This is a genomic window from Novosphingobium sp. NDB2Meth1 (assembly GCF_900117425.1).
Taxonomy (GTDB): Bacteria; Pseudomonadota; Alphaproteobacteria; order Sphingomonadales; family Sphingomonadaceae; genus Novosphingobium.
Genome location: NZ_FPEH01000012.1, coordinates 13,444 through 38,514 on the forward strand (window position 1 = coordinate 13,444; position 25,071 = coordinate 38,514).

At 66.1% G+C, this 25,071-nt stretch carries 19 protein-coding genes; 12 read left to right on the forward strand and 7 right to left on the reverse strand.

Annotated elements, in window-relative coordinates; all coding sequences use genetic code 11:
* Nucleotides 1-55 precede the first annotated feature (55 nt).
* Complete coding sequence (dapA, locus tag NDB2M1_RS04905) at nucleotides 56-937, forward strand: 4-hydroxy-tetrahydrodipicolinate synthase (protein ID WP_054123271.1); 882 nt, start codon at nucleotides 56-58, stop codon at nucleotides 935-937.
* A gap of 135 nt (nucleotides 938-1,072) precedes the next feature.
* On the opposite strand, the gene NDB2M1_RS04910 is transcribed toward dapA, so the two are convergent.
* The 3 genes from NDB2M1_RS04910 to NDB2M1_RS04920 all read right to left on the reverse strand — a co-directional run bounded on the left by NDB2M1_RS04910 (nucleotide 1,073) and on the right by NDB2M1_RS04920 (nucleotide 4,443).
* Nucleotides 1,073-2,404 (reverse strand): aldehyde dehydrogenase family protein, encoded by a 1,332-nt coding sequence (locus NDB2M1_RS04910; protein WP_072380184.1) that lies wholly within the window; start codon nucleotides 2,402-2,404, stop codon nucleotides 1,073-1,075.
* A 115-nt stretch (nucleotides 2,405-2,519) separates the two neighbouring features.
* On the reverse strand, nucleotides 2,520-3,302 hold the full coding sequence (locus NDB2M1_RS04915; protein ID WP_072380186.1) for a 3-hydroxybutyrate dehydrogenase: 783 nt from the start codon (nucleotides 3,300-3,302) through the stop codon (nucleotides 2,520-2,522).
* Between the two features lie 13 nt (nucleotides 3,303-3,315).
* Nucleotides 3,316-4,443, reverse strand: coding sequence for a patatin-like phospholipase family protein (locus NDB2M1_RS04920; RefSeq protein WP_072380187.1), 1,128 nt, complete (start codon nucleotides 4,441-4,443; stop codon nucleotides 3,316-3,318).
* A 165-nt stretch (nucleotides 4,444-4,608) separates the two neighbouring features.
* Here NDB2M1_RS04920 and smpB point away from each other — a divergent pair, with 165 nt between their 5' ends.
* From smpB to NDB2M1_RS04935, 3 genes are read left to right on the forward strand one after another with little or no spacing between them, the layout of a single operon-like run.
* Nucleotides 4,609-5,091: an SsrA-binding protein SmpB gene (smpB, locus tag NDB2M1_RS04925; protein ID WP_054123354.1), complete on the forward strand. Its 483-nt coding sequence runs from the start codon at nucleotides 4,609-4,611 to the stop codon at nucleotides 5,089-5,091.
* Nucleotides 5,091-5,669 (forward strand): DUF2062 domain-containing protein, encoded by a 579-nt coding sequence (locus NDB2M1_RS04930; protein WP_253185775.1) that lies wholly within the window; start codon nucleotides 5,091-5,093, stop codon nucleotides 5,667-5,669. The genes smpB and NDB2M1_RS04930 overlap by 1 nt, the downstream gene beginning before the upstream one ends.
* Nucleotides 5,666-8,149 carry a hybrid sensor histidine kinase/response regulator gene (locus NDB2M1_RS04935; RefSeq protein ID WP_072380189.1) on the forward strand — a complete coding sequence of 828 codons (2,484 nt, stop codon included), beginning with the start codon at nucleotides 5,666-5,668 and terminating at the stop codon, nucleotides 8,147-8,149. Before NDB2M1_RS04930 ends, NDB2M1_RS04935 begins: the two co-directional genes overlap by 4 nt.
* Nucleotides 8,150-8,155: 6 nt before the next feature.
* On the opposite strand, the gene NDB2M1_RS04940 is transcribed toward NDB2M1_RS04935, so the two are convergent.
* Nucleotides 8,156-9,145, reverse strand: a complete 990-nt coding sequence (locus NDB2M1_RS04940; RefSeq protein WP_171955325.1) for an MBL fold metallo-hydrolase — start codon at nucleotides 9,143-9,145, stop codon at nucleotides 8,156-8,158.
* Between the two features lie 228 nt (nucleotides 9,146-9,373).
* On the opposite strand from NDB2M1_RS04940, the gene NDB2M1_RS04945 reads away from it, so the two are divergent.
* From NDB2M1_RS04945 to alaS, 5 genes are all read left to right on the forward strand, one after another.
* Nucleotides 9,374-11,932 (forward strand): hypothetical protein, encoded by a 2,559-nt coding sequence (locus NDB2M1_RS04945; protein ID WP_072380191.1) that lies wholly within the window; start codon nucleotides 9,374-9,376, stop codon nucleotides 11,930-11,932.
* Nucleotides 11,933-12,157: 225 nt separating this feature from the next.
* Nucleotides 12,158-13,228 (forward strand): recombinase RecA, encoded by a 1,071-nt coding sequence (gene recA, locus NDB2M1_RS04950; protein WP_054123265.1) that lies wholly within the window; start codon nucleotides 12,158-12,160, stop codon nucleotides 13,226-13,228.
* 214 nt (nucleotides 13,229-13,442) lie between these two features.
* Nucleotides 13,443-14,069: a glutathione S-transferase family protein gene (locus NDB2M1_RS04955; protein WP_072380193.1), complete on the forward strand. Its 627-nt coding sequence runs from the start codon at nucleotides 13,443-13,445 to the stop codon at nucleotides 14,067-14,069.
* 57 nt (nucleotides 14,070-14,126) lie between these two features.
* A complete protein-coding gene (locus tag NDB2M1_RS04960) occupies nucleotides 14,127-14,951 on the forward strand; it encodes a class I SAM-dependent methyltransferase (protein ID WP_054123263.1) in 825 nt (274 codons plus the stop codon).
* Nucleotides 14,952-15,033: 82 nt separating this feature from the next.
* On the forward strand, nucleotides 15,034-17,685 hold the full coding sequence (gene alaS / locus NDB2M1_RS04965) for an alanine--tRNA ligase (protein WP_072380195.1): 2,652 nt from the start codon (nucleotides 15,034-15,036) through the stop codon (nucleotides 17,683-17,685).
* On the opposite strand, the gene NDB2M1_RS04970 is transcribed toward alaS, so the two are convergent.
* A complete protein-coding gene (locus NDB2M1_RS04970) occupies nucleotides 17,682-19,448 on the reverse strand; it encodes a cation:proton antiporter domain-containing protein (RefSeq protein ID WP_072380197.1) in 1,767 nt (588 codons plus the stop codon). The genes alaS and NDB2M1_RS04970 overlap by 4 nt on opposite strands.
* A gap of 151 nt (nucleotides 19,449-19,599) precedes the next feature.
* On the opposite strand from NDB2M1_RS04970, the gene NDB2M1_RS04975 reads away from it, so the two are divergent.
* The 3 genes from NDB2M1_RS04975 (at nucleotide 19,600) to trxB (ending at nucleotide 23,606) form a co-directional block, all read left to right on the forward strand.
* Complete coding sequence (locus NDB2M1_RS04975) at nucleotides 19,600-21,594, forward strand: S9 family peptidase (protein WP_072380770.1); 1,995 nt, start codon at nucleotides 19,600-19,602, stop codon at nucleotides 21,592-21,594.
* A gap of 13 nt (nucleotides 21,595-21,607) precedes the next feature.
* Entirely contained in the window at nucleotides 21,608-22,546 is a 939-nt protein-coding gene (locus tag NDB2M1_RS04980) for a glutaminase (protein ID WP_072380199.1), read from the forward strand.
* A gap of 91 nt (nucleotides 22,547-22,637) precedes the next feature.
* A complete protein-coding gene (gene trxB, locus NDB2M1_RS04985) occupies nucleotides 22,638-23,606 on the forward strand; it encodes a thioredoxin-disulfide reductase (protein ID WP_072380201.1) in 969 nt (322 codons plus the stop codon).
* Nucleotides 23,607-23,609: 3 nt separating this feature from the next.
* Here the strand turns inward: trxB and NDB2M1_RS04990 are convergent, their stop codons facing one another.
* Both NDB2M1_RS04990 and NDB2M1_RS04995 read right to left on the reverse strand, forming a co-directional pair.
* Complete coding sequence (locus NDB2M1_RS04990; protein ID WP_143146637.1) at nucleotides 23,610-24,398, reverse strand: hydrolase 1, exosortase A system-associated; 789 nt, start codon at nucleotides 24,396-24,398, stop codon at nucleotides 23,610-23,612.
* The gene (locus tag NDB2M1_RS04995) at nucleotides 24,398-25,069 is read right to left on the reverse strand and encodes an alpha/beta hydrolase family protein (protein WP_072380205.1); all 672 of its coding nucleotides are present in this window, start codon (nucleotides 25,067-25,069) and stop codon (nucleotides 24,398-24,400) included. The genes NDB2M1_RS04990 and NDB2M1_RS04995 overlap by 1 nt, the downstream gene beginning before the upstream one ends.
* Between the last annotated feature and the right edge of the window lie 2 nt (nucleotides 25,070-25,071).

Here is a 25,071-nt window from a genome sequence, read left to right on the forward strand (position 1 = left end):
GTCGAAGCGAAGCGCCGCTCAGACGCCTTGTGGCGCAGATCGAAGGGTAAAGTCCATGTTTTCCGGCTCCATTCCGGCTTTGGTGACGCCTTTTCGCGGCGGGGTGTTCGACGAGAAAGCGTTCCGCAAGCTGGTCGACTGGCAGATCGAAAATGGCTCTTCGGCGCTGGTGCCCTGCGGGACGACGGGTGAGGCCTCGACCCTGTCGAACGCCGAGCACCACCGTGTGATCGAGGTCTGCGTGGAGCAGGCAGCGGGGCGGGTTCCGGTCATTGCCGGCTGCGGTAGCAATGACACGATGAACGCGCACTTGCACATGACCTTCAGCCGCAAGAGCGGCGCCAAGGCTGCGCTCTGCGTTGCGCCCTACTATAACCGGCCGAGCCAGGCGGGCCTCCTCGCACATTTCGGCTACCTTGCCGAAAACAACGATCTGCCGATCATTCTTTACAACGTGCCGGGCCGCACCGTCACCGACATCCTGCCTGAGACGGTGTGCGAACTCGCGCGCCGATATCCGGACAAGATCGTCGGCATCAAGGACGCGAGCGGTGACCTCAGCCGCGTCACCGATCACCGCATGGGCATCGGCAAGCATTTCTGCCAGCTGTCCGGTGACGACGAACTCGCGCTCCCCGCCAATGCGGCGGGCGCGGTGGGCTGTATCTCGGTGACGGCGAACGTCGCCCCGCGCCTCTGCGCCGATTTCCAGGCGGCCTGCGCGGCGGGTGACTACGAAAAGGCGCGCGAGATCAACGACCTGCTCTATCCGCTGCACTACGCGATGTTCGACGATGCCTCACCGGGCCCGGTCAAGTACGCGCTGAGCCGGGTGCATGACTACATCACCGACGAGCTGCGCCTGCCGCTGGTGCCTTGCAGCGACAAGGCCCGTGCCGAAGTGGACGCGGCCTTGAAGCATGCGGGGCTGATCTAGGGCAGTCAAAAACACTCCGCTCATGCTGAGCTTGTCGAAGCAACAGGCACAACCGCTGTGCCAGCGCCCTTCGACAGGCTCAGGGTGAGCGGAGGTGGGGAATTGAGTATGGGTCTGTTGGGTTGACCCCCACCCTCACATGTGCCGGTAGATCGCGCGTTCGTGGCTGAAGGCCTTGAAGCCGAAGTAGCCGTGATAGCTGCCGGTGCCGCTGGCGTTCACGCCGCCGAAGGGCAGGTGGTTTTCGAGGTAGTGCGAGAAGACGCCGCCCACCGTCATACCGCCCGATGAGGTGCGGCTGATCACCTTCTCGATGTTCGCCTCGTCGTCCGAGTAGATGTAGAGCGCCAGCGGCTTGTCGCGTTCGGCAATGTAGTCGATCGCCTGGTCCAGGCTCTCGTAGTTCATCACCGGCAGCACGGGCGCGAAGATTTCCTCCTGCAGGATCTTCATCTGCGGGGTCACGCCGGTCAGCAGCGTGGGGTGGATGGTGAGGTCGCTCTCGTCCATCGTGCCGCCGACGGCGACGGTCGCGCCTTGCGCCACGGCATCGTCGAACAGCGCCTTCACGCGGTTGAAATTCGCCCGGTTGACGATCTGGGCGATGCTTTCCTTCCGGATCGCGCCGTTCTCGTCATAGAGGTTGCGCTGCACGTTGGCCTTGAAGCCCTCCACCAGCCGGGCCTGATGTTCCTCGCGCACGAAGACGTAGTCCGGGCTGATGCAGGCCTGCCCGCCGTTGAACTGCTTGGCCGAGGCAAGCTGGGCGGCGACCTTGTCGATGTCTGCGCCAGAATCGAGGATGACGGGCGACTTGCCGCCGAGTTCGAGCGTGACGCTGGCAAGGTGCTTCGCTGCAGCGGCCATGACGATCTTGCCGACGCGGGTGCTGCCGGTGAAGAAGATGTGGTTGAACGGCAGTTCGAGCAGCGCGGTGGCGACGCTGACATCGCCTTCGACGAGCGCGACTTCGTTTTCATCGAAGGCCTCGGCGATGATGCTGGCGGCCACGCGCGCGGTGGCGGGGCAGAGGTCCGTCAGCTTCACGATCGCGGTGTTGCCCGCCGCGACGGCGGCGGCGAGCGGCCCGAGCGCGAGGCCGAGCGGGAAGTTCCATGGGCCAAGGATCAGGCAGACGCCGCGCGCTTCATAGCGGATCTGCGCGCGGTCTGCGGGATTGAGCGAAGGCGCGACTTCGGTGGGGGCCATCCACGCATCGAGATTGTCGATATTGCGCTGTATGTTGGCGGTGACGTTCATCACCTCGGTAACGCGGATCTCGCCCTCGGGCTTGCGCGTATCTTCGAGCACGGCGGCGACGATGGCATCGGCATGGGCCTCGACCGCGGCCTTGAGCCCGGCGAGCTTGGCCTTGCGCACTTCGGCGCTGGAGGCCTTCACGTTCCACTGGTTCGCCTGCTGGAGTTCGAAGATGCGGAGGAGGTCGGAAGCGGTGGGGTTGGTCATGGGGTGGTCTTGCCTCAATTGACGGGGCCGGGTCTGGCCTGCGCAGTGGTGTAGCCAAGCCCGGCCGTCAATGTAAGGTGACCTAACGGATCATTGGGTGCAACGCGAGGCGAGCTTACCCCATCGACCAGCCGTGGCTTGCCACCAGCGATTGGCCCGTCAGCGCGTTGCTGGGGAACGCGGCAAAGAACAGCGCCAGTTCGGCGATGTCGTCCACCGTCGTGAACTCGCCATCGACGGTCTGGCCGAGCATGACCTTCTTGACGACCTCGTCTTCGCTGATGCCCAATTCCCTAGCCTGTTCAGGGATCTGCTTGTCCACCAGCGGCGTGCGGACAAAGCCGGGGCAGATCACGTTGGTGCGCACGCCGTGGGGGCCGCCTTCCTTGGCGACCGTGCGGCAGAGGCCGAGGAGGCCGTGCTTGGCGGTGACATAGGCGCTCTTGAGCGGGCTCGCTTCCTTGGAATGGACCGAGCCCATATAAAGGATCGCGCCCGACTTCTGCGCGTACATGTGCGGGATCACCGCCTTGGTGGTGAGGAAGGCGCCATCGAGGTGGATGGCGAGCATTGTCTTCCAGTCGGCAAAGGCGAAGTCCTGGATCGGGTTGACGATCTGGATGCCGGCATTGGAGACGAGGATATCGACCGTGCCCCACGCGGCGACCACGGCGGCGACGCCCGCGTTCACCTGATCCTCGTCCGTCACGTTCATGGCGACGGCCATCGCCGCGCCGGGATGGTCGGCATTGATACCGGCAGCGGCAGCTTCGGCGGCTTCGAGCTTCAGGTCCGCAATGGCGACCTTTGCCCCGGCCTCGGCATAGCGCCTGGCGATGGCGAGGCCGATGCCGCTGGCGGCGCCGGTGACAATGGCGATCTTGTTGCTGAGGTCCATGGGAAGGCTCCTGTTAGGCGAGATCGAGGGTGACGATGCCGCAATCGTGGATCTGGCGCTCTTTCCAGCGCGGGCTGGCGAGCGAGCGTTCGACATCAGCGCGGCCCGAGGCCCAGTGGCCTTCAACCGTGCCGCGCGAGAATTCGTAGTCCTTGCTGTGCGATTCGTAGCTCTCGCTGCGATTGATCAGGTGGAGGATCGTCACCGGCCAATCGCAGGCGTGGCTGGTCAGCTCCATCAGATCAGGATCGCAGCGCAGCTCCTCCGGCAGGCGCGCGGCGAGGCGGGCCGCGGCCGAGGTCATGGCCTCGAGCCGCATCTGCAGATCGGTGTTGAGACGGGTGCGGCTCGAGAAGCGGATGTCCTTCTCGCGCTGCATCGCCTCTGACAGCGAACGCGGCATCATCCCGCGTGCGCTGAACAGATCGACCTGGAAGACGAGCAGCGGCGAAGTGCCCGCGCGGGTATCGAGCACATATTGCAGCGGGGTGTTGGATACGATTCCGCCGTCCCAGTAAGGCTCGCCGTCGATCATCACGGCGGGGAACCCCGGCGGCAGCGCTCCGCTGGCCATGATGTGTTCGGGGCCGATCAGGCGCTCGCGGTTGTCGAAATAGGTGAAGTTGCCGGTCAGCACGTTCACTGCGCCGACGCTGAAGCGCATCGGGCCGTTGTTGAGCAGGTCGAAATCGACGAGCTCGAGCAGCGTCTCGCGCAAGGGGGTCGTGTCGTAGAGGCTTGTGGACTCGGCCGAGCCGGGCAGGGCGAACCAGGTCGGCATCAGGCGCGGGGTGAAGAAACCCGGAATGCCGGACATCGCGACCATTCCGGCGGCGGCTTCGTTGAAGAGGCGGCGGCCCCAGCCATTGTCGAAGGGGGAGGTGAACGGAACGCTCGACGAGGCGCGTTCCCAGAAAGCGCGCAGAGCCCGGAGGCGATGCACCGGCGGGTTGCCGGCGATCAGCGCGGCATTGATCGCGCCGATCGAGATACCTGCGACCCATGACGGCTCATGCCCCGCGGCCGCAAGCGCTTCGAACACGCCGGCCTGATAGGCGCCCAGCGCGCCGCCGCCTTGTAACACGAGAACGGCTGCTTCGGCGGGGGCGGGAGCGGGTGCGGGCTTTGTCTTGCTGGCCATCTTGCGCCGAATCCTTGCGTTGCGCCTGCCCGGCGCGCGGCCCTCCACGCGCCTTTTGTGCGCTGCAGCGCGGGCTTGGCAAGTGCTGTTCGTACCGGATCGGCAAAAGGTTATGCCGGGCGCTCCCTTTTCTTTCCGTGTGCAGCGGCCTACATGGCCATGACCATGGCCCGTCCCACTCCGCCTGCCTTCGACAAGAAGAAGATCGTCGCCGAAAACCGCCGCGCGCGCTTCGAGTATTTCATCGAGGACGTCTACGAGGCGGGCATCGCGCTGACCGGCACCGAGGTGAAGTCGCTGCGCTTCGGCGAGGGCTCGATTGCCGAGAGCTACGCCGAAGTGAAGGACGGCGAGGTCTGGCTGGTCAATTCCAACGTGCCCGAATTCAGCCACGGCAACCGTTACAACCACGAGCCCAAGCGCCCGCGCAAGCTGCTGCTGAAGGAACGCGAGATTGCCCGCTTCCACGGGGCGGTCGAGCGCAAGGGCATGACGCTGGTGCCGCTCTCGGTCTATTTCAACGGGCGCGGCCGGGCGAAAGTCGAACTCGCGCTCGCCAAGGGCAAGAACAACGCCGACAAGCGCATGGCGATCAAGGACCGCGACTGGCAGCGTGACAAAGCGCGCATCATGCGCGAGCATGGCTGATGGAGGATAGCGGTTCGGGCATGAAGCAGGGCATTTCCAGCAAAGTGCAGCGGCTGATCCCAACGCGCGAGACGCTGGTGAAGAGCCGCTTCGTCCGTCCGCTGGCGGCCCGGCCCGAACTGTGGCGCTACAACCGGCGCTCGGTGCCGCGCGGGATCGCGGTTGGGCTGTTCGTCGGCATCTTTGCGATGATTCCGGGGGTGCAGATTGTCGGTGCGGCGCTGATGTGCGTCCCGTTTCGTGGCAATGTGCCGCTGGCCGCTGCGGCAACCTTGCTCTCGAACCCGGCGACGACCCCGATGATCCTGCTCGCCGCGTTGTGGGTGGGCAGTTTTCTTGGCCTCAATGCGGATCTCGCGACGTTCCAGTTGCTGATCGACCGCGGCGCGGGGCTGGGTGAGTGGGCCAACTGGCTGGTCTCTTCCGCCGCACCCGCGATGGTGCTGGGGCTTCTGGTCATTTCCGTGGTCTCGGCCGTCATCGGCTATTTCGCCTCGATCGTGATCTGGCGCTGGTGGACCGGGCGGCGGCGGCGTCAGCGATTGAGCCGGAGTCTCGCCGGAGCTCAGCGAGCATGAGTGTGAGCACGCTGACCTCGGACGCCGCGACCGCCAACCCATCCCGCTGGCGCGAGCGGCTGACGGTGGCCTTTGCCGTGGTGGCGAGCGCGCTGCTGTTGTGGCTGGCTTCGGGCCAGATCGTGAGTGCGCTGGCCTATGCGCTCGGGGTGAGCTGCCTCGCTGTTGCGCTGGCCTTTACGACGCGCCCGCGCGAGGCGGCGGAGGTGACCGACTTTGCGCCGCCGGACTGGTCCGTCACCCATGCCGCCATCGAGCGGGGCGAGGAAGCGACCGCCATCATCGACCGCGCCGGGCGGCTGACCTGTGCCAACGCCCGGTTTGCCGCATGCTTCGGGATCGGCTCGGCGCCGCCGCGGCTGGGGCTGGATGGCGTTGACAACGAGGCGCTGGAGGGGGCCGCGCGTGCTGCCTGGCGCGATGGCCGGGCCGAGTATGAACCGATTGCCGCCGGTGGACGCGAATGGCGGCTGGAGATCGAGCGGGCAGGGCGCGGGCAGGACTTCCTGATCTGGCGCTTTGCGCCGGTGGTGCGCCGCGATCCGCTGCAGGAGGTCATCGGCCATGTGCGCGGCAAAGTCGGGCAGGCGCTTGGGCGGGAGGGCATCCAGATTGCCGCCGTCGCGCCGGACGGACTGATCCATGCAGCCAACGCCCTCTTTGCCGCGCGCGCCGTGGGCGAAGCGGACGCCGACGTCGCTGACACTGATTTCGTCGGCTATTTCAGCGCCGACGAGCAGGAGCGCATTTTCTACGCGCGCGAAGGCAATCGCGGTGCGTCGGTGCGCATGCTTCATGTGCCGATTGCCGATCCCGATGCTGTGGCGCTCGGCTCGGCCGCAGCAGACCCGGCGCAGACCGCCTCGCTGTTCCTGCTCATCGACAACCAGGGCGGCGTGGGCGACACCCGCACCGGTATCCCGCAGATCGAGGCGCTGCTGGCGCGCCTGCCGCTTGGCCTTGCCATGACCGACCGCGACGGGCGGTTTCTCTTCGCGAACAAGGCCTTCCTGCGCGCTGCCGGACATGACGACAGCAGCCCGCCGCCGTACCCCTCCGACCTCGTGATCCGCGAGGATAAGGGCGCGCTTGCCGATGCCGTTCGGCGCTTTGCCCAAGGCAGCGGCGGGGCAGGCGACGTCGCGGTGCGGCTGCGTTCGGCGCCCGAGGACCCCGTCTCGCTCAGCCTTGCCGGGGTGCGCGGGCTGGGCGAGGGGGCGGTGATCCTCAGCCTCAAGGATTCGTCCGAAGAAACCCGCCTCAAGCGCGAGATCGCGCAGGCGACCAAGATGCAGGCGGTGGGCCAGCTGGCGGGCGGCGTCGCGCACGATTTCAACAACGTGCTGACCGCGATCATCGGCTACTGCGACCTCATGCTGATGCGCCATACGCCGGGTGACAGTGACTACGACGACATCCAGCAGATCCGCGCCAATTCCAACCGCGCGGCCAGCCTGACGCGACAATTGCTCGCCTTCTCGCGCCAGCAGACCCTGCGTCCCGAAGTGCTGCAGCTGCCCGATGTCGTGGCCGAAATCTCCACCCTGCTGAAGCGCCTGCTGGGCGAAAAGATCTTGCTCGAGGTGACGCACGACCGCGGCCTCGGCCTCGTCCGCGCGGACCCGGTGCAGCTCGAGCAGGTGCTGCTCAATCTCGCCGTCAATGCACGCGATGCCATGACCGGCAATGGCGGTTCGGGCGGCATTCCGGCGACCAAGGGCGGCGGCGTGCTGCGGCTCAAGACCAGGCGGATCACCGCCGCCGACGTGCGCGCGATGAAGAGCGAGATCCTCCCCATCGGCGACTACACGGCGCTGATCGTGGAGGATACCGGGCACGGCATTCCTCCGGCGCAGATCGGCAAGATCTTCGAGCCGTTCTTCACCACCAAGGAGAAGGGCAAGGGCACCGGACTTGGCCTCTCGACCGTCTACGGCATCGTCAAGCAATCGGGCGGGTTCATCTTTGCCGAAAGCGAAGTGGGCAAGGGCACGCGGTTCTCGATCTACTTTCCCGTCCACGTTCCCGATGCTGCAGATGCCGAAGAAGCGGCGCAGGCGGCGAGCGCGGCCAGGCTGCCCCCCAAGCGCAAGCAGTGGTCGGGCGGCGGGCGCGTGCTGCTGGTCGAGGACGAGGACACTGTTCGCGCAGTCGCCGAGCGCGCGCTGGTGCGGCAGGGCTATGAAGTCACCACCGCCAGCGACGGCGAGGATGGGTTGGAAGCGCTTGGAAAGGCCATCTCGGCCGGCGAGGAGTTCGACCTTGTCGTCTCGGATGTCGTCATGCCCAGCATGGACGGCCCGGCCATGGCGCGCGAGATTCGCAACCTGCGGCCGGAACTGCCGGTGCTGTTCATGTCGGGCTATGCCGAGGAACAGCTGCGCCGGGAGATCGACATTCCGAACATGTACTTCCTCGCCAAGCCCTTCAGCGTGGCGCAGATCTGCACGGCGGTGGAAGACGTCCTGAAGGCGCGTTGAGCCGGGTCAGGGTGCGGCGTCGAAGCGCGGAATCGGCTTGTCCTTCCACGCTTTCGCCACCGCAGCCAGATTGTTGGCATGGGCATCGCGGTAGGACCACCAGAGGCTGACATCCCCGCGCTTTACGGCTGCGCTGACGAAGTTTTCGAGCGGCTGCTTCTGGAAATCCGCGTCGTGCGAATGTTCAACCAGCGCCCGAATGTAGTCGCGCGTCGCGTCGAGGAAGCCGAGGCCATAACCGCCCGCCGTGATGACCGCCGGATTGCCGTGGTTGGGCAGGATTTTCGTGAAACCCCAGCCACGCATCGTGCCCAGCGCCTTGTATTGCTGCGGTAGAGATTCCGGCTCTGCCACGAATGTCGCCGTATCCTCCAGCGTATCGCCCGCGAGCAGCAGCTTGTCGTCCGGCAGTTCGATGACGAGGCCATCGGCTGAATGGATCGCAACGGGATGCAACACGGCCTTCACCGCGCCGATCATCAGCGTCACCTCGCTGTCCGGCGCAATCCCGACATCGGGCAGGATCAACGGGCGGATCGCGGGAGGGCCTTCTTCGGTCCCGGCCTCGATGGCGGTGCGCTTGGCGGTGAGCTTCACCCGGGTCGCTTCGGTCGCGATGCGCATGCTGTCGGCATAGACGGTGTTGCCGCCGATGTGATCGAGGTGCCAGTGGCTGGTGGCAAGGATGAAGCGCTTGACGCCCGCCTTGGTCAGCCAGTCGCGCACCCACTGCGCGGAGGCGGTATCGGTGAATGTATCGTAGACCAGCGCGGTATCGCCGTCATGGATCGCATAAGTCGCGACGCCGACGTTGATCGCTCCATAGTCCGGCCAGCGATAGGGTCCCGGCGGAACCGAGGCCTGGTGCGGGCGGCCTTGGTAAAAGGCAGTGAGGTGATCGTTGATCGCGATGGCGCGGACGGCGTGTGCTGCATCCTGCGCGGCAGCGGGGGCAGCAAGCGCAAGGCTCGATGCGGCGAATGCGAAAGATGCCATGGGTTTCATCAAAAGTTTTCCGCCTGCGCTGGTGCTATAGTCATTGTGCGATGCAGCGAAACCTAGTGGTGGGCAAAGCCCTGTCAATCTTGCCGGGCGGTTTACCACCAATGTGTTCGCTTGTTGTCATGTGATCATGGTAATTCCAAGTCGGCGCGATTCGAAAAAGATTGGTAAAACATGCGTTTATCATCCGTTTTTGCCCTGCTTTTTGCAGGGTGTGCCGCCGTGTCTGTTGCTCCGGTTGCAGCCGCCGAAGTGCCCAAGCGCATCTACATCGCGCCCGACGATCATACCGACTACATGTGGTCGGCGAGCGCCGAAGCTTATGCGGACTACTTCCCCCGCGCGCTCGATGCCTATCTTGACCAGATCGACGCGACCGAGACGCTTCCGGCGGACCAGCAGGCCCGCTGGAACACCGACGGCTCGCTGTGGATGTGGGAATACGAACGCCAGCGTACCCCGGCGCAAATGCAGCGCCTGATGAACCGGGTGCGCGACGGGCATATCTCGATGCCGCTCAACACGCTGGTCGAAGTGCGTGGATCGATGCCGCTTGAGGCGCAGCTGCGCGACATGTACTACGCCGGCCGCCTGGAGCGCCGGTTCGGGGTGCGCTTCACCCTCGGCATTGCGATGGAGAACCAGACCCAGCCGCTGGGTCTGGGCTCTGTCTTTGCAGGTGCCGGTGCGCGCTACAGCTGGAAGGGGGTCTGCGCCTGCGCGACGCAAGTGACCGCCTCGGGCGAGCGGCTCAACCCCGCCTATTGGTGGACCGGCCCCGATGGTTCACGCCTGCTGACGAAGTGGATGTCGCTGGAACACCGGCTGCCATCCGCCGTCGACGGAAACGGCAACCAGGGCCCGGGCGGTTATGCCGAGGCTCGCTATCCGCGCGAAGTGGTGCCGTTTGTAACCAGCGATGCCACGTTCCGCAGCCATTGGCCCTATGACGTCATCGGGTTGATCGGGCAGGGCTGGGACGATGCCGAACTGATCATACCGCTGAGCGACCGGGTCAACAGCTTCCCGGCCGTTGCGCAGGATCTTTCGGACGCCGGCCGCCGCGTGATCGTCTCGAACACCGAGGACTTTTTCCGCGATTTCGAGAGAACCTACGGCACCTCGCTGCCCTCCGAGCAGGTCAGCTATGGCAATGAATGGGAACTGGCACTCGCCTCGATCGCCGAGAAATCGGCGCGCGTGCGGCGAGCGGTCGAAAAACTGCGCAGCGCCGAGGCTCTGGCCACCATCGTCGCGTTGCAGGATCCCGCTTTCCTCAATGGGCGAGAGTCGGACCGCGACGCCGCGTGGCGTGCGGTGGGGCTGTTTTTCGAGCACGATATCGTCGGCGGCGGCGTGATCGGCGATGGCGCGCGGATAGTCTTCCAGGAAGCGCAAGTCGCCACGATCGAACGCTATGTCGATAGGTTGCTTGCCGATGCACGCGCGCGGATGAGCCAGCTTGTGCCGACAGTCACCGTGGGCAAGCGCTTCTTCGTGTTCAATGCGCTGGGCTATTCGCGCACCGCGCCGGCCGAAGTGCCCTATCCCGGCACCGGGCCATTCAGTGTCGTGGTGGCGGGGACGACCACGCCCTTGCCGGCAGAAGCGATCGGCTCGGGCTCGGAGCGGCGCATCCGTTTCCTCGCCACCTCGGTGCCGTCGATCGGTTATCGGCTCTACGACATCCGCGATGTGGCGCCCGCGTCGGCGCTCGCGGATACCGCGCGCTTCGAAGGCGGCGTGCTGATCACCTCGCGCTACCGGATCGTCATGGACGGGCGCGGCGCGATCCAGTCGCTGATCGAACCGGGCCGCAGCGGGCGCGAATGGGTGCGTGCCGATGGCGGCCGGGCGCTCAACGATCTGGGCGAGGGGACGGGGACGGTCGTGCTCGAATCGAACGGTCCGGTCTCTGCCACGCTGCGCGCCGATATCGATGGCCCACAGCCGCGTACCGTGCGCCTGACAGTCTATGCCGGCTCGGGCCAGATCGATCTCGAGAACCGGATTTCCGCCGGATTCGACGATCTCAAGACCTACAGTTTCCCTTTCGCAATCGACAAGCCGCTGGTGCGGCACGAGGAAGTGGGCGCGGTGATTCCTGCGCGGCAGGCTGCCTCGGGCGGGATCAGCACGCGCACGCAGAATTCGCTCTACGAGTGGCTCACGCTGGGCCACTTTGCCGACATGACATCGGGCAACGGGCGGGACGGCGTGACTCTTTCCAACAGCGACGCCTATTTCATGCGACTCGGTAGGTCCGATCCGCACCGGCTCGATATCACCACGCCGCGCATCGATGTACTGGCCGGCGGGCGGATCAATGGGCTCGGCCTGCCGGGGCAGGGCGGCGATACGCAGTTCCTCCACCGCTTTTCGCTGCTGCCGCACGCGGCCTACAACCAGAATACCGCGATGCGTTTTGCGCTGGAGGCGCAGAATCCGCTGGTGACGGGGCCGGCGACCGGTCCGGTCAAGGGCGCGCTGCTCGCATCGAAGGCGTGGAGCCTGTTTTCGCCAAGCTCCTCGCAGGCGCTGGTCTGGGCGGTGAAGCCCGCCGAGGAAGGGATCGCTGCGGGGGTGATCGTGCGGATGTGGAACCAGAACCGGCTGCCGGTGACGGCCGGGCTGCGTCTGCAGCAGCGCTATACCGCCGCCACGATCCAGCGCACGACCAGCATCGAGACCGATGTTGCGGCCGACGATCCGGTGGCGGTGCCCGATCCGACCGCGCTGCGCGGCAACCAGATCGGGACGTTCCGAATCAAGATTCCCTGACAATTCTCTGGGTAACTTTTTGCACCATTCCTGAAGGAACTTCTGCATGGGCCGGGTGGAACCCTTGGTGCATGTGGAAATTCCTGTGGAATATCCGTAGTATGCGGCAGCGTTCAGACAATCGGGACCGTCTTTTTGTTCCCCCCTTGTTCCAATAGAACAAAGTGGGTACAAGGCTGGTGTTGACGGTTCATGTCAGCCATCTCTAGCAAGGGGAAGCAAGCCATGGCGGCGCAGTTGAAGCTTATCCAGGAAGGCAAAGACAAGGACATGGATCGTCAGAAAGCGCTCGATGCAGCGCTCGCACAGATCGACAAGGCGTTCGGCAAGGGTTCGGCCATGCGGCTGGGCTCGAAGGAGACCATGCAGGTCGAGGCGATCTCGACCGGTTCGCTCGGGCTCGACATCGCGCTCGGCGTCGGCGGCTTGCCGCGCGGCCGCGTTATCGAGGTCTACGGGCCGGAAAGCTCGGGCAAGACCACGCTCGCGCTCCACGTGATTGCCGAGGCGCAGAAGACCGGTGGGACCGCCGCGTTCGTCGATGCGGAACACGCGCTCGATCCGGTCTATGCCAAGAAGCTCGGCGTCAACATCGATGAGCTGATTGTTTCGCAGCCTGATACCGGCGAGCAGGCGCTCGAGATCGTCGACACGCTGGTGCGTTCGAATGCGATCGACGTGCTTGTGGTCGACTCGGTCGCGGCGCTTGTTCCCCGCGCTGAGATCGAGGGCGAGATGGGCGACAGCCACGTCGGCCTCCAGGCGCGCCTGATGTCGCAGTCGCTGCGCAAGCTGACCGGTTCGATCAGCCGTTCGCGCTGCATGGTGATCTTCATCAACCAGCTGCGCATGAAGATCGGCGTGATGTACGGCAACCCTGAGACGACGACGGGCGGCAACGCGCTCAAGTTCTATGCCTCGGTCCGCCTCGACATCCGCCGCACCGGCCAGATCAAGGACCGCGACGATATCGTCGGCAACGCCACCCGCGTGAAGGTCGTCAAGAACAAGGTCGCGCCGCCGTTCAAGCAGGTCGAGTTCGACATCATGTACGGCGAGGGTATCTCGAAGATCGGCGAGATCCTCGACCTCGGCGTCAAGGCCGGGATCGTCGAGAAGTCGGGTGCCTGGTTCAGCTACGACTCCATCCGGATCGGGCAGGGCCGCGAGAACGCCAAGAATTATCTGCGCGAGAATCGTGAAGTTTGCGACCGGTTGGAAGCCGCGATCCGCGGCCAGACCGACAAGGTCGCCGAAGGGCTGATGGTGGGTCCGGACGCGGACGACGACATCTGATCCTTCAGGCGGCGGGGGCACCCCCCTATCCCCCCGCAACCCGCCGCCGGTCCAAAGGCCGCCGCGCTCCCCGGAACGAGCGCGGCGGTTCTGGTTTGAAGGGGCGGGGGGATGAGAGGGCATCTGACATTCTCACGTCGCCCTTTCTTCGTCTTCCCTGTCTAACCGAAAACACATAGCCTCGCGCCGAGACCAAGCACGGGAAGGAAGCCGGATGTCGATCGTTCTCCACCACCTCAACAACAGCCGCTCGCAGCGCATCCTCTGGTTGCTGGAGGAGCTCGGCGTTCCCTATGAACTGAAGATCTACCAGCGCGATGCCGAGACCAATCTCGCGCCGCAGGAACTCAAGGCCGTCCATCCGCTCGGCAAGTCACCGCTGCTCGAGGTCGATGGCCGGGTGATCGAGGAATCCGGCGCGATCGTGCAGTATCTTTGCGACCACTTTGGCAGCGGAAAATGGCAGCCCGCTCCCGGCACGGATGATGCGCTGCGCCACAACGAACTGATGCACTTCGCCGAGGGCTCGGCGATGACGCCGATCCTGCTCAATCTCTATATCTCGCGGCTCGGCGAGGCCGGCGCGCCGCTGCGGCCGCGCATCGACGAGCAGCTTGCGGCGCATTTCGGCTATCTAGAGGCGATCCTGCGGCCTTCGGGCCACTTCATCGGCGACGACTGGACCGGCGCAGATGTGATGCTGAGTTTCCTCGCCGAAGTTGTCGTGATGCAAGGCCTGAGCGAGGCCTACCCGAAGCTCGCCGCATTTGTCGCCGCGATTCATGCGCGGCCGGCGTGGCAGGCGGCACGCGCCAAGGGCGGGCCCTATTTCGCGACGTGATCGATCTTGCCGCATTAACGCTTGCCGGGTGGGGCAGCGGCGCATAGCCTGCTCTGCATGACAGGCGCGCAAGAATGGCAGGGCCGGGTCGGCCAGAACTGGGCGGCGGAGTGGGAGCGGACCGACCGCAGCTTCGCCGCGCTCACGCCCCACCTTCTCGCCGCCATCGCAAAGGAGCCCGGGCGCCGGGTGATCGACGTGGGCTGCGGTGCGGGCGAACTGTCCCTCGCAGTTGCCTCGGCAAGGCCCGAAGCAACGGTGACCGGAATCGATATCTCCGGCGAACTGGTCGAGGCAGCGAAGAGCCGTGCGGCTGGACATGCCAATCTTTCGTTCACCGTGGCCGATGCTTCCGCTTGGCAGGGGGACGGCGCGGCGCCTGATCTCTACATTTCGCGCCACGGGGTGATGTTCTTCAGCGATCCGCCCGCAGCGTTTGCGCATCTGTCGGCCAAGGCCGCGCCCGGAGCGCGCTTCGTGTTCTCGTGCTTCCGGCCTGCCTCGGAAAATCCCTGGGCCATGGATATCGCCCGTCTGCTTCCGCCGGCCAAGCCAGTGCCTGCGGTCGATTTCCCGCCCGGTCCGTTCGCATTCGCTGATCCCGATCACGTCCGGCGCTGCCTGAAAGGCTGGCGCGATATCCAGTTTCAGCCGCTCGACTTTGCCTATGTGGCCGGATCGGGCAGCAACCCGGTAGCCGATGCGCTCTCGTTCTTCAGCCGCATCGGTCCGGCGGCTGCGGCGATCCGCACATTGCCCGATCAGCCCCGCGCAGCGTTCGAGCGTGGCCTGCTGGAACTCGTCCAGTCGCGCTGCGTGGGAGGGCGGGTGTGTTTTCCGGCGGCGGCGTGGCTGGTGACGGCGACCGCGGACAACGCCTGAACCTATCCGTGATGGGGACAAGCGTACCGGAAGGGCCGAAACGTGCTTGTTCCGCGCCGAACGCTCGCCTAATCGGCATGGCATGACTTCGACGAACGAAATCCGCCGGTCCTTCCTCGACTACTTCGGCTCCGCCGGGCACGAGATCGTGCCTTCGGCGCCGCTCGTGCCGTTCAACGACCCGACGCTGATGTTCACCAACGCGGGCATGGTCCCGTTCAAGAACGTGTTCACCGGGCTCGAGACGCGCGCGACGAAGCGGGCGACGTCGTCGCAGAAGTGTGTGCGCGCGGGCGGCAAGCACAACGATCTCGACAACGTGGGCTACACGGCGCGGCACCACACGTTCTTCGAGATGCTCGGCAATTTCTCGTTCGGCGATTATTTCAAGGAACAGGCGATCACCCATGCCTGGACCTTGCTGACGCGCGAGTGGGGACTGCCCAAGGACAAGCTGCTCGTCACCGTCTACCACACCGACGATGAGGCGTTCGCCCTGTGGCGGAGGATCGCCGGGCTTTCGGACGACCGCATCATCCGCATCCCGACTTCGGACAACTTCTGGTCGATGGGCGATACGGGGCCGTGCGGACCGTGTTCGGAAATCTTCTATGATCACGGCGAGCACATTTTCGGCGGGCCTCCGGGATCGCCCGACGAGGACGGGGATCGCTTCATCGAGATCTGGAACCTCGTGTTCATGCAGTTCGAGCAGTCGGCTGACGGCACGCGCACCAGCCTGCCGAGCCCGAGCATCGACACCGGCATGGGGCTGGAGCGCATCGCGGCAGTGCTGCAAGGCAAGCACGACAACTACGATACGGACACGTTCCGGGCGCTGATTGCAGCTTCGGAGAGCCTGACCGGCACCAAGGCCGAGGGCGACAGCCGGGCCAGCCACCGCGTGATCGCGGACCACCTGCGCTCGTCAAGCTTCCTGCTGGCGGACGGCGTGCTGCCAAGCAATGAAGGCCGCGGCTATGTGCTGCGCCGCATCATGCGCCGCGCGATGCGCCATGCGCACCTGCTGGGCGCGAAGGAGCCCTTGATGCACCGGTTGGTGGGTTCACTGGTCACCGAAATGGGTCAGGCGTTCCCCGAGCTTGGCCGCGCGCAGCCGCTGGTCGAGGAAACGCTGCTGCGCGAGGAAGTGCAGTTCCGCCGTACGCTGGCAAACGGCCTCAAGCTGCTGGACGAGGAAGCGGGTGATCTGGGCGAGGGCGACAGCCTGCCGGGCGCGACCGCGTTCAAGCTTTATGATACCTACGGCTTCCCCTACGATCTCACCGAGGACGCGCTGCGGGCGCGCGGGGTGAGCGTCGACCGTGCCGGGTTTGAGGCGGCGATGGCGCAGCAGAAGGCAGCGGCGCGTGCGGCGTGGAAGGGTTCCGGCCAGACTGCCGACAGCGAAGTGTGGTTCGACATCGCCGAACGCGAAGGCGCGACCGAGTTCACCGGCTACACCGCCAACATTGGCGAAGGCGTCGTCGTCGCGCTGGTCAAGGACGGCAAGGAAGTGGCCGAGGCCGGGGCGGGCGAGACCATCACGATCATCACCAACCAGACCCCGTTCTACGCCGAAAGCGGCGGCCAGATGGGCGATGCGGGTACGATATCGACCAACGAGGGCCTGCGCATTGCGGTGAACGACACCGCTAAGCCGCTGGGCCGCCTGCACGCGCACCTGGGCACGGTCGAGGCGGGTTCGGTCAGGGTCGGCGACGCGGTGCAACTGGCGATCGACGTCGCGCGGCGCGATGCGACGCGGGCGAACCATTCGGCCACGCACTTGCTGCACGAGGCGCTGCGCCGCCGGCTGGGGGCGCACGTCACGCAGAAAGGCTCGATGGTCTCCGCCGAGCGGCTGCGCTTCGACTTCTCGCACCCGGCGGCGCTGACGGCGGACGACATTGCGGCGATCGAGGACGAAGTGAACGCCGAAATCCTCGGCAACGCGCCGGTGACGACGCGCCTGATGAGCCCGGAAGACGCGATTGCCGCGGGTGCGATGGCGCTGTTCGGCGAGAAGTACGGCGATGAAGTCCGCGTGCTCAGCATGGGGGCAGGGGCCAAGCCCTATTCGGTCGAGCTGTGCGGCGGCACGCATGTGCGTGCGCTGGGTGATATCGGCCTGCTGCGCGTGGTGAGCGAAAGCGCGGTGTCTTCGGGCGTGCGGCGTATCGAGGCGCTGACCGGGGCGGGCGCGCGGGCCTATCTGGTCGGCCGCGAGGAAGCGCTTCGACGCACGGCGGGCCTGCTGCGATCCTCGCCCGATGAAGTGGAGGCCCGCGTGGCGGCGCTGGTCGACGAGCGGCGCAAGCTGGAGCGCGAACTGGCCGAGGCGAAGAAGGCGCTGGCGCTGGCGGGTGCTTCTGGTGGTGGCGCAGCGGCGGCACCCGCGGACGAACAGGTCGGCGGGATAACGTTCTCGGGTCAGGTGCTGGAGGGCATGGATCCGAAGGAACTGCGCGGGCTGCTCGATCAGGCCAAGCAGCGCATGGGCTCGGGCGTGGCGGTGATCGTTGCGGTCAACGAAGGCAAGGCGAGCATCGCGGCGGCTGTGACTGAAGACCTCGTCGGCAAAGTCAGCGCGGTTGATCTGGTGCGCGCGGGCGTCGAGGCGCTGGGCGGCAAGGGCGGCGGTGGCCGGCCTGACATGGCACAGGGCGGCGGCCCGGACGGCAGCAAGGCCGCCGAGGCGATTGCGGCGGCGAAAGGCGTGCTGGCGGCCTAGCGATCGCGCAGTCCGGCGGCTTTCAGGCGCGGCTTCTGGCCCAGTCCACCGTCGCGCATGATCGTCTCGCGCAGTTCATCGCGCATTTCGTGGATCGAGGCGATCACCGGGCCCATCGCGACTCCCATGTCGACGAGCACGGCTTCCGAGAGCTGGAGCGAGCTCTCGAGCGCTTCGGGGACGGCATCGCTTGCACCGACCCGGTAGAGCTCGGCGGCGTGGGCGGCGTCGCGGGCGCGGACGATGATCGGGAGGTCCGGGTGCGCGGCGCGGATGCGGCGCACGGTGCGGCTGACGAGGACGGGCTCGTCCATGGTGACGATGACGGCGCGGGCCTCATCCAGATGCAGCTTGGCGAGCAGTTCGGCATTGGCGACGTTGCCGTAGATCACCGGATCGCCGCTGCCGCGCACCTGCGTGACAAGCGCCGGGTCGGCATCGAGCGCGAGCCAGGGCACATCGTGGCGTGACAGCATGGCGCCGACGAGGCGGCCGACGCGGCCGTAGCCGAGGATGAGGGCCTGGCCCGTGGCGTCGCTGGGGGCGGCATTCACCGGGACATCCTGCGGGCGGTCCACGGCAGTCGCGAGGCGGCGGCCGATCATGGCGAGGACCGGCGTGAGCGTGAGGCCGAGCGCGGTGACGATCTGCCAGAACTGGGCATTGGCGTGGCTGACGAGCCCGGCTGCGGCGGCGGCGGACAGGACGATAAGGGTGGTTTCCGAGGGCGCGGCGAGCAGCAGGCCGGTCTCGACGGCAATGCCCCGGCTCGCGCCGCCGACGCGGAGCAGCAATGCGGTGACGACGGCCTTGGCGGCCAGCACCGAAGCGACGCCAAGCGCGATGGCGCCGAACTGCCGCCAGACTTCGGTTACGTCGATTCCCATGCCGACCGTGATCAGGAACACGCCGAGCGCGAGGCCCTTGAAGGGGGCGGTCAGCGCTTCGACTTCGCGCGAGTAGTCCGTCTCGGCAATCAGCAGGCCGGCGAGGAGGGCGCCCATGATCGGGGAGAGGCCTGCTCCCGCCGTGGCAAGCGCGGCGGCAATGACCACGAGCAGGCTGAAGGCGAGGAACAGTTCGGGGCTCTTGGTGCGGGCAGCCGAGGCGAACAGGCGCGGCAGCAGGAAGCGGCCCAAGGTAAGCATGACAAGGATGATTACCGCGCCGCGCAGGAGCGTGTCGAACAGGGCTGCGCCGCTCTCGCCGCCGGGACCGAAGGCGCCGAGGACGAAGATGATCGGCACGAGGGCGATGTCTTCGAGCAGCAGCATCGCAAGCGCCTTGCGGCCGACCGGGCTTTGCGTGCCGGCAATCGGGAGGACCAGCGCGGTGGAGGACAGCGCCAGGGCGATACCCAGCCCGGCGGAGGCCGGAACGTTATGGCGCATCGCGATCAGCACGATGGTCAGCAGCGCGGCGCAGAGCAGCAGCTTGGCCGCGCCGAGGCCGAAGACTTGCGCGCGCATGTCCCACAAACGGCCGAACGAGAGTTCGAGACCGATCTCGAACAGCAGCAGGATCACGCCAAGTTCGGCAAAGGGCGCAATGGCTTCGGGACGGCTGATCGTGACGTAGTAGAGCTGCGGAAACTGCCCGACGAGCCGACCAAGGCCGAACGGGCCGACGAGCACGCCGACCAGGATGAAGCCGATCACCGGCGTGATCCGTGCGCGGGCAAAGGCGGGAATGACGATACCCGCCGCCCCCAGAACGACGAGGGCGTCGCTCATCGACGTATTGAATTCGAGATGGCCAGCCATTGTAACATCCTAGCCGGATGGCCCGTAAAGTCATGGGAATAAGCTGCCGATTGCCTGCGCTGCGGCGGTGTGTTTAGTCTTGACGCTTGTCCGGTTTCTTGGGGGAACAGCAATGGCGGTAAAGGCGTGGCGCAAGGGTCTTGGCTGGGGAATGGCAGCGTGCACGCTTGTGGCGGCGCTGCCGGCGATGGCGGAGGGCGAAGCAGCCCCAGCCCGCCACCCGGTGACCATCGACGACATCATGGCGCTGCGTTCACTCTCGGGTCTCGATTGCGCGCATGATGGCAAGCAGGCGGTTTATGTGGTCGGCGAGGCCGATCTCAAGACGGACAAGCGGCGCAATGCGCTGTGGCTGGCGGATCTCGCGGGTGGCGCGCCGCTGCAACTGACCACCGGGGAGGACAGCGCGAGTGCGCCTTCCTTCAGCCCGGATGGCAAGTCCATCGCGTTTCTCTCCAAGCGCGGGAAGGACAAGCGGGCGCAGATCTGGCTGCTCGACCGGCGCGGGGGCGAGGCGAAGAACCTGACCGATGGGAAGGGCCATATCGCCGGGTTCCGCTGGTCCCCGGATTCGAAGACGCTGCTGCTGATGATCAGTGATCCGGCGCCCGAGCCGCCCAAGGATGATGAAGACCGCCCGCTGCCAGTGGTGGTGGACGATGTGAAGTTCAAGCAGGACGGCGTGGGCTTCATCACGGCGGAGACGCACACGCACCTCGCGCTGTTCGATGTGGCGGCGAAGACCGAGACTCGGCTGACAGCTTCGGATGCGTTCGATGTGATAACCGCCGAGTGGGCACCGGATGGCAAGTCCATCGCCTATGTCGCTGACCACTCGGTGGATTTTACGGATCTGGGTGGCCATTGGCTGACAGTGGTCGAAGCGAAGGCCGGCGCTGCGCCCAAGCTGGTTGCCAAACTCCACGGCGCGCCGGGGCAGACGCTGATCTGGTCCGCCGATGGCAAGAAGATCACGCATCTGGTGGGGCCGGGCGGCAAGGCAGACCAATATGGCCAGCCGCATCTCGCCGAGACAGCGGTGGATACCGGGGCGACGCGGATTCTGCCCGCAACCTCAGGCGCTTTCGTAAGTTCGCCGGTCGATCTGGGTGCCGGGCAAGTCGGCGTGGTGCTGGCGGAGGACCGGCATGAAGTGCCTGCCGTGGTGGATGCCAAGGGGACGCTGCGAAGGCTGAATGACGGCACGGTCTCGGTGCTGGCGCAGTGTGGTTCGCCTGCGCCTGGTGCACCGCGCGCGGTGATCGCAAGCGGCGATGGCAAGCCGTCTGAAATCTATGCGCTGGATGCAAAAGGCGGCCTCAAGTTGCTGACATCCCACAACAAGGCAGTGGCGGACCGGGTCGCTTGGGGCAAAGTCGAGGACTATGCGGCCATCGCCAAGGACGGCAACGAAGTCCATGGCCTGCTGCTGCGTCCGACGGGTGTGGCGGCGGGCACCAAGGTGCCGACCCTGCTTTGGATTCATGGCGGGCCCAATGCGCAGGATATCCATGCGGTCGACGGGTACAGCATGATTGCCGACCTGCTCGCCGCGCAGGGCTATGCGGTGCTGATGCCGAATTATCGCGGCTCCTCGGGACGGGGTGATGCCTATGCCGCGGCGATTGCGGCGGATTGGGGCCAGAAAGAAGTGGCCGATCTCCATGCCTCGCTCGATTGGGCGGTGGCGCAGGGTTTCGCCGATCCGGCGCGGCTGGGCGCGGGCGGGTGGAGCTATGGCGGCATCCTCACCGATTTCCTGATCGTGCGCGACAACCGGCTGAAGGCGGCGTTCAGCGGCGCGGGCGAGGGCAACATCTTCGCGCTGTTCGGGGTGGACCAATATGTCCAGCAATACACGCAGGAGCTTGGCGCACCCTGGAAGGAGCCGGAGCTTTGGATGCGCCTGTCCGAACCGTTGCTGCATGCGGACCGGATCAAGACGCCGACCTTGTTCATGGGCGGGATCGCCGATGACAATGTGCCGCTTATCGGCGGACAGCAGCTCTATCAGGCGCTCAAGATCACCGGCGTGCCGACGCGGCTGGTCGGCTATCCCGATGAGAACCATGGCATCGCGCGGCCGAGCTTTCAGCGCGACCGGCTCGAGCGGATTGTCGACTGGTTCAAGAACCATCTGAACTGAGGACCACAAGGCATTGACCGACATAGCTGCCATCGTTGCTGAAATCGCCGGGGAGATGCGCGGTGCAACCGATCGCGGGCGCGTGGCGGACTATATTCCGCCGCTCGCCTGCGTCTCGCCCGACCGGTTCGGCATCGCGGTGGTCATGGCTGATGGATCGGCGCATCTGGGTGGTGACGCGGAAGAGCCGTTCTCGATCCAGTCGGTCTCCAAGGTGTTCTCGCTGACCCTGGCGCTGGGCATGGTGGGGGATGCGCTGTGGAGCCGCGTTGGGCGCGAGCCTTCGGGCAGTGCGTTCAATTCGATCATCCAGCTGGAAACCGAGCACGGCATTCCGCGCAATCCCTTCATCAATGCGGGCGCGATCGTGGTTGCCGATGTGCTGCTGGCCAGCGGGACACCTGCGGAAGCGATCGCGGGCGTGCTGCGCTTCGTGCGCGGGCTGGCGCGGGATGAGACGATCACTATCGACGCGAGCGTGGCGGCGGCGGAACTCGCGACTGGCTATCGCAACATGGCGCTCGCGAATTATATGCGCTCGTTCGCCAATCTCCAGCATCCGGTCGAACAGGCGCTCGGCGTCTATTTTCACCAGTGCGCGCTGGCGATGAGCTGCCGTCAGCTGGCCATGGCGGGGCGGTTCCTAGCGCACGACGGGCGCGATCCGGCGACAGGGCGCTGCATCGTGACGCCGCAACGTGCGCGGCGGATCAACGCGCTGATGATGCTGTGCGGGCATTACGACAATTCTGGCGAGTTCGCCTTCCGGGTGGGCCTGCCGGGCAAATCGGGCGTGGGCGGCGGCATTCTCGCGGTGGTGCCGGGGACGGCGAGCATCGCGGTGTGGTCGCCCGGCCTCAATGCCAAGGGTAATTCGCAGCTCGGCGCGCTGGCGCTGGAGCGGCTCGCGGCGCGCACAGGCTGGTCGGTGTTCGAAGCATGCGGCGGCTGATCCCGCGACCAAACCGGGGAATAGCCCGGCAGGCCTCTCGTTTTCAGGGGCGGGGCATCCTATCTCCCCGCCGCAACGGAGATTCACGGATATGACGACCCACAAGACCCGCATGCTGATCATTGGTTCCGGCCCGGCCGGGCTTTCCGCCGCCATCTACGGTGCGCGTGCGGGGATGGAGCCGATCGTGGTACAGGGCCTGCAGCCCGGCGGGCAGCTGACGATCACCACCGATGTCGAGAACTACCCCGGCTTTCGCGATGTGATCCAGGGCCCGTGGCTGATGCAGGAAATGCAGGCGCAGGCAGAGCATGTCGGCACGCGGATGATGTGGGATACGATCACCGAAGTGAGCATGGATGGCCCCCCGTTCCGCGCCCACGGCGACAGCGGTGATATCTATGAAGGCGATGTGCTGGTGATCGCGACCGGCGCGCAGGCGCGCTGGCTGGGCGTGGAAGGCGAGCAGGAATTCGGCGGCAAGGGCGTCTCCGCCTGCGCGACCTGCGACGGGTTCTTCTATCGCGGCAAGAAGGTCGTGGTGATCGGCGGCGGCAACACGGCAGTCGAGGAAGCGCTATACCTTACCAACCATTCGCCCGATGTGACGCTGATCCACCGGCGTGACAGCCTGCGGGCTGAAAAGATCCTGCAGGACCGCCTGATGAGCAATCCGCGCATCAAGGTGCTGTGGAACAAGGCCGTGACGCGCTTTACCGGCGCGGCAGGCGGCGTGCTCGAAGCGGTGGAACTGGTCGATACGGTGACGGGCGAGACCTCTTCGCTGGCGACCGACGGCGCGTTCGTGGCGATCGGCCATGCCCCGGCGACCGAGCTATTCAAGGGCAAGCTGGAGCTCGATGCGAGCGGCTATATCGTGGTGCAGCCGGGCACGCCGAAGACGGCGATCCCGGGCGTGTTCGCCTGCGGTGATGTGATGGACCACACCTATCGGCAGGCGGTGACGGCGGCGGGCACGGGCTGCATGGCCGCGCTCGATGCCGAGCGGTTCCTTGCCGAGCATGCCTTCGCTGCGGCACGGGCAGTGGCGGCGGAGTAGGCGCTAGCGCGCGGCTTCGAGCAGGCGCTCCAGCAGCCAGCTTTGCGCATCTTCGCCAGCGAAGCTGTGGCCGCTGCTGGCGTGGCGCTGGACACGCGGATCGCCGGAGGGCCATACGGCTTCGAACATTTGCGCGGTGCGGTCTCCGGTGGCGAGCAGGATCGTGACCGGGCCAGAGAACCGCGCGAGGCTGGCCGCCATGCGATCAACGAGCGCTGATCTAGGCGCGGGCTTGGTAGCGGCGCGCAGGCCTCGGGCCAGCTTGGCGAGGTTCACGCCGCCGGTAAGGAGGCGGAGCACCTCGCGCGGGTTGGCGAGCTTGGCTAGGTAGCGCTGGCGGATTGCAGCGGGCGCTCCTGTTCCTTGCTCGCCATCGGCCTCGTCCGTTTCCAGCGTCCACGGATTGGCGAGGACGAGACCATCGAGGCCAATGTCTGCGCCGTGGAGCATCAGCGCGGCGGCGGCATCGCAATTGCCGAAGCCGATCACTCGGCGCAGTGAGGGTACGGCTGCGCGGAAGGCGGCGAGTGCGGCGGCGATGTCATGGCGGGTGTGCAAGAATCCGGGATCGGTGCCTTCGCTTTCACCGACGCCGCGGCGATCATAACGGAAAACGGGGATACCAGCGGCAGCGAGGCGCGCAGCCAATTGCGCCTGTCCGCCCCAGCTTCCGGCACGGATTTCGCGTCCGCCCGAGACGAGCAGGATGCCGGTGGAGCCGGTTGCGGCCTCCATGTCGAGGGTGCCGATGAGTGTGTCTGGTCCGCAGGGGAAGGTGAGGTGGCGGCGCATCAGGCGGCCGCCTCGCTGGCGATGATCTGCGCGAGTGCGGCGGACTGCGCCGGGTCTTCCCCCGGCTCGCTGCGCAACCAGAGCGCGCTGACGCCGAGTTCGGCCTGGCGGATCACGCGCTGGCCTTCGTCTTCAGGCACGGCTGAATCCAGCCCGGCGACGAGCGCGGCCGAGAGGCGATAACCGGCGAGTTCAAGGCCGATGTTGCGGCCTTCCTCCAGCAGATCGGCGCTATTTTCTTCGCGCCCGGATTCCTTGGCCGAGAGCACCCGCGCGCGGAGCAACTGGCGCAGGATCGAGGCGCCCTTGACCGGCTCGAGCACCCAGCCGGGAAGCCGCGTCGGGAACACAAGCGCGCCGCCGCGCACGGCCAGCACGTGGGTGGCGGCGAAGTGTCGCGCTGCAGTTTCCATGGCCGCGCGCCAGCTGCCGAGGCTTTGTGCGGAGAAGGACTGCAGGCTTTCGTTGCAGCCGGGGAGATCGGGCAGCATCGAGTCGAGCTCCAGTGCATCAAGGCAGCGCTGCGTTTCGATCAGCATCCGCCGCGAGCGGTTCATTTCCTCGAACAGCGGGGGGACGATCAGCAGGCGGACGGCGCGTGCGCGGTCGAAAACCACCGCGTGCTCATCGGCAATGCCGGCGGGTCCAGGGCAGGGCCAGCTTGCCGGCATGG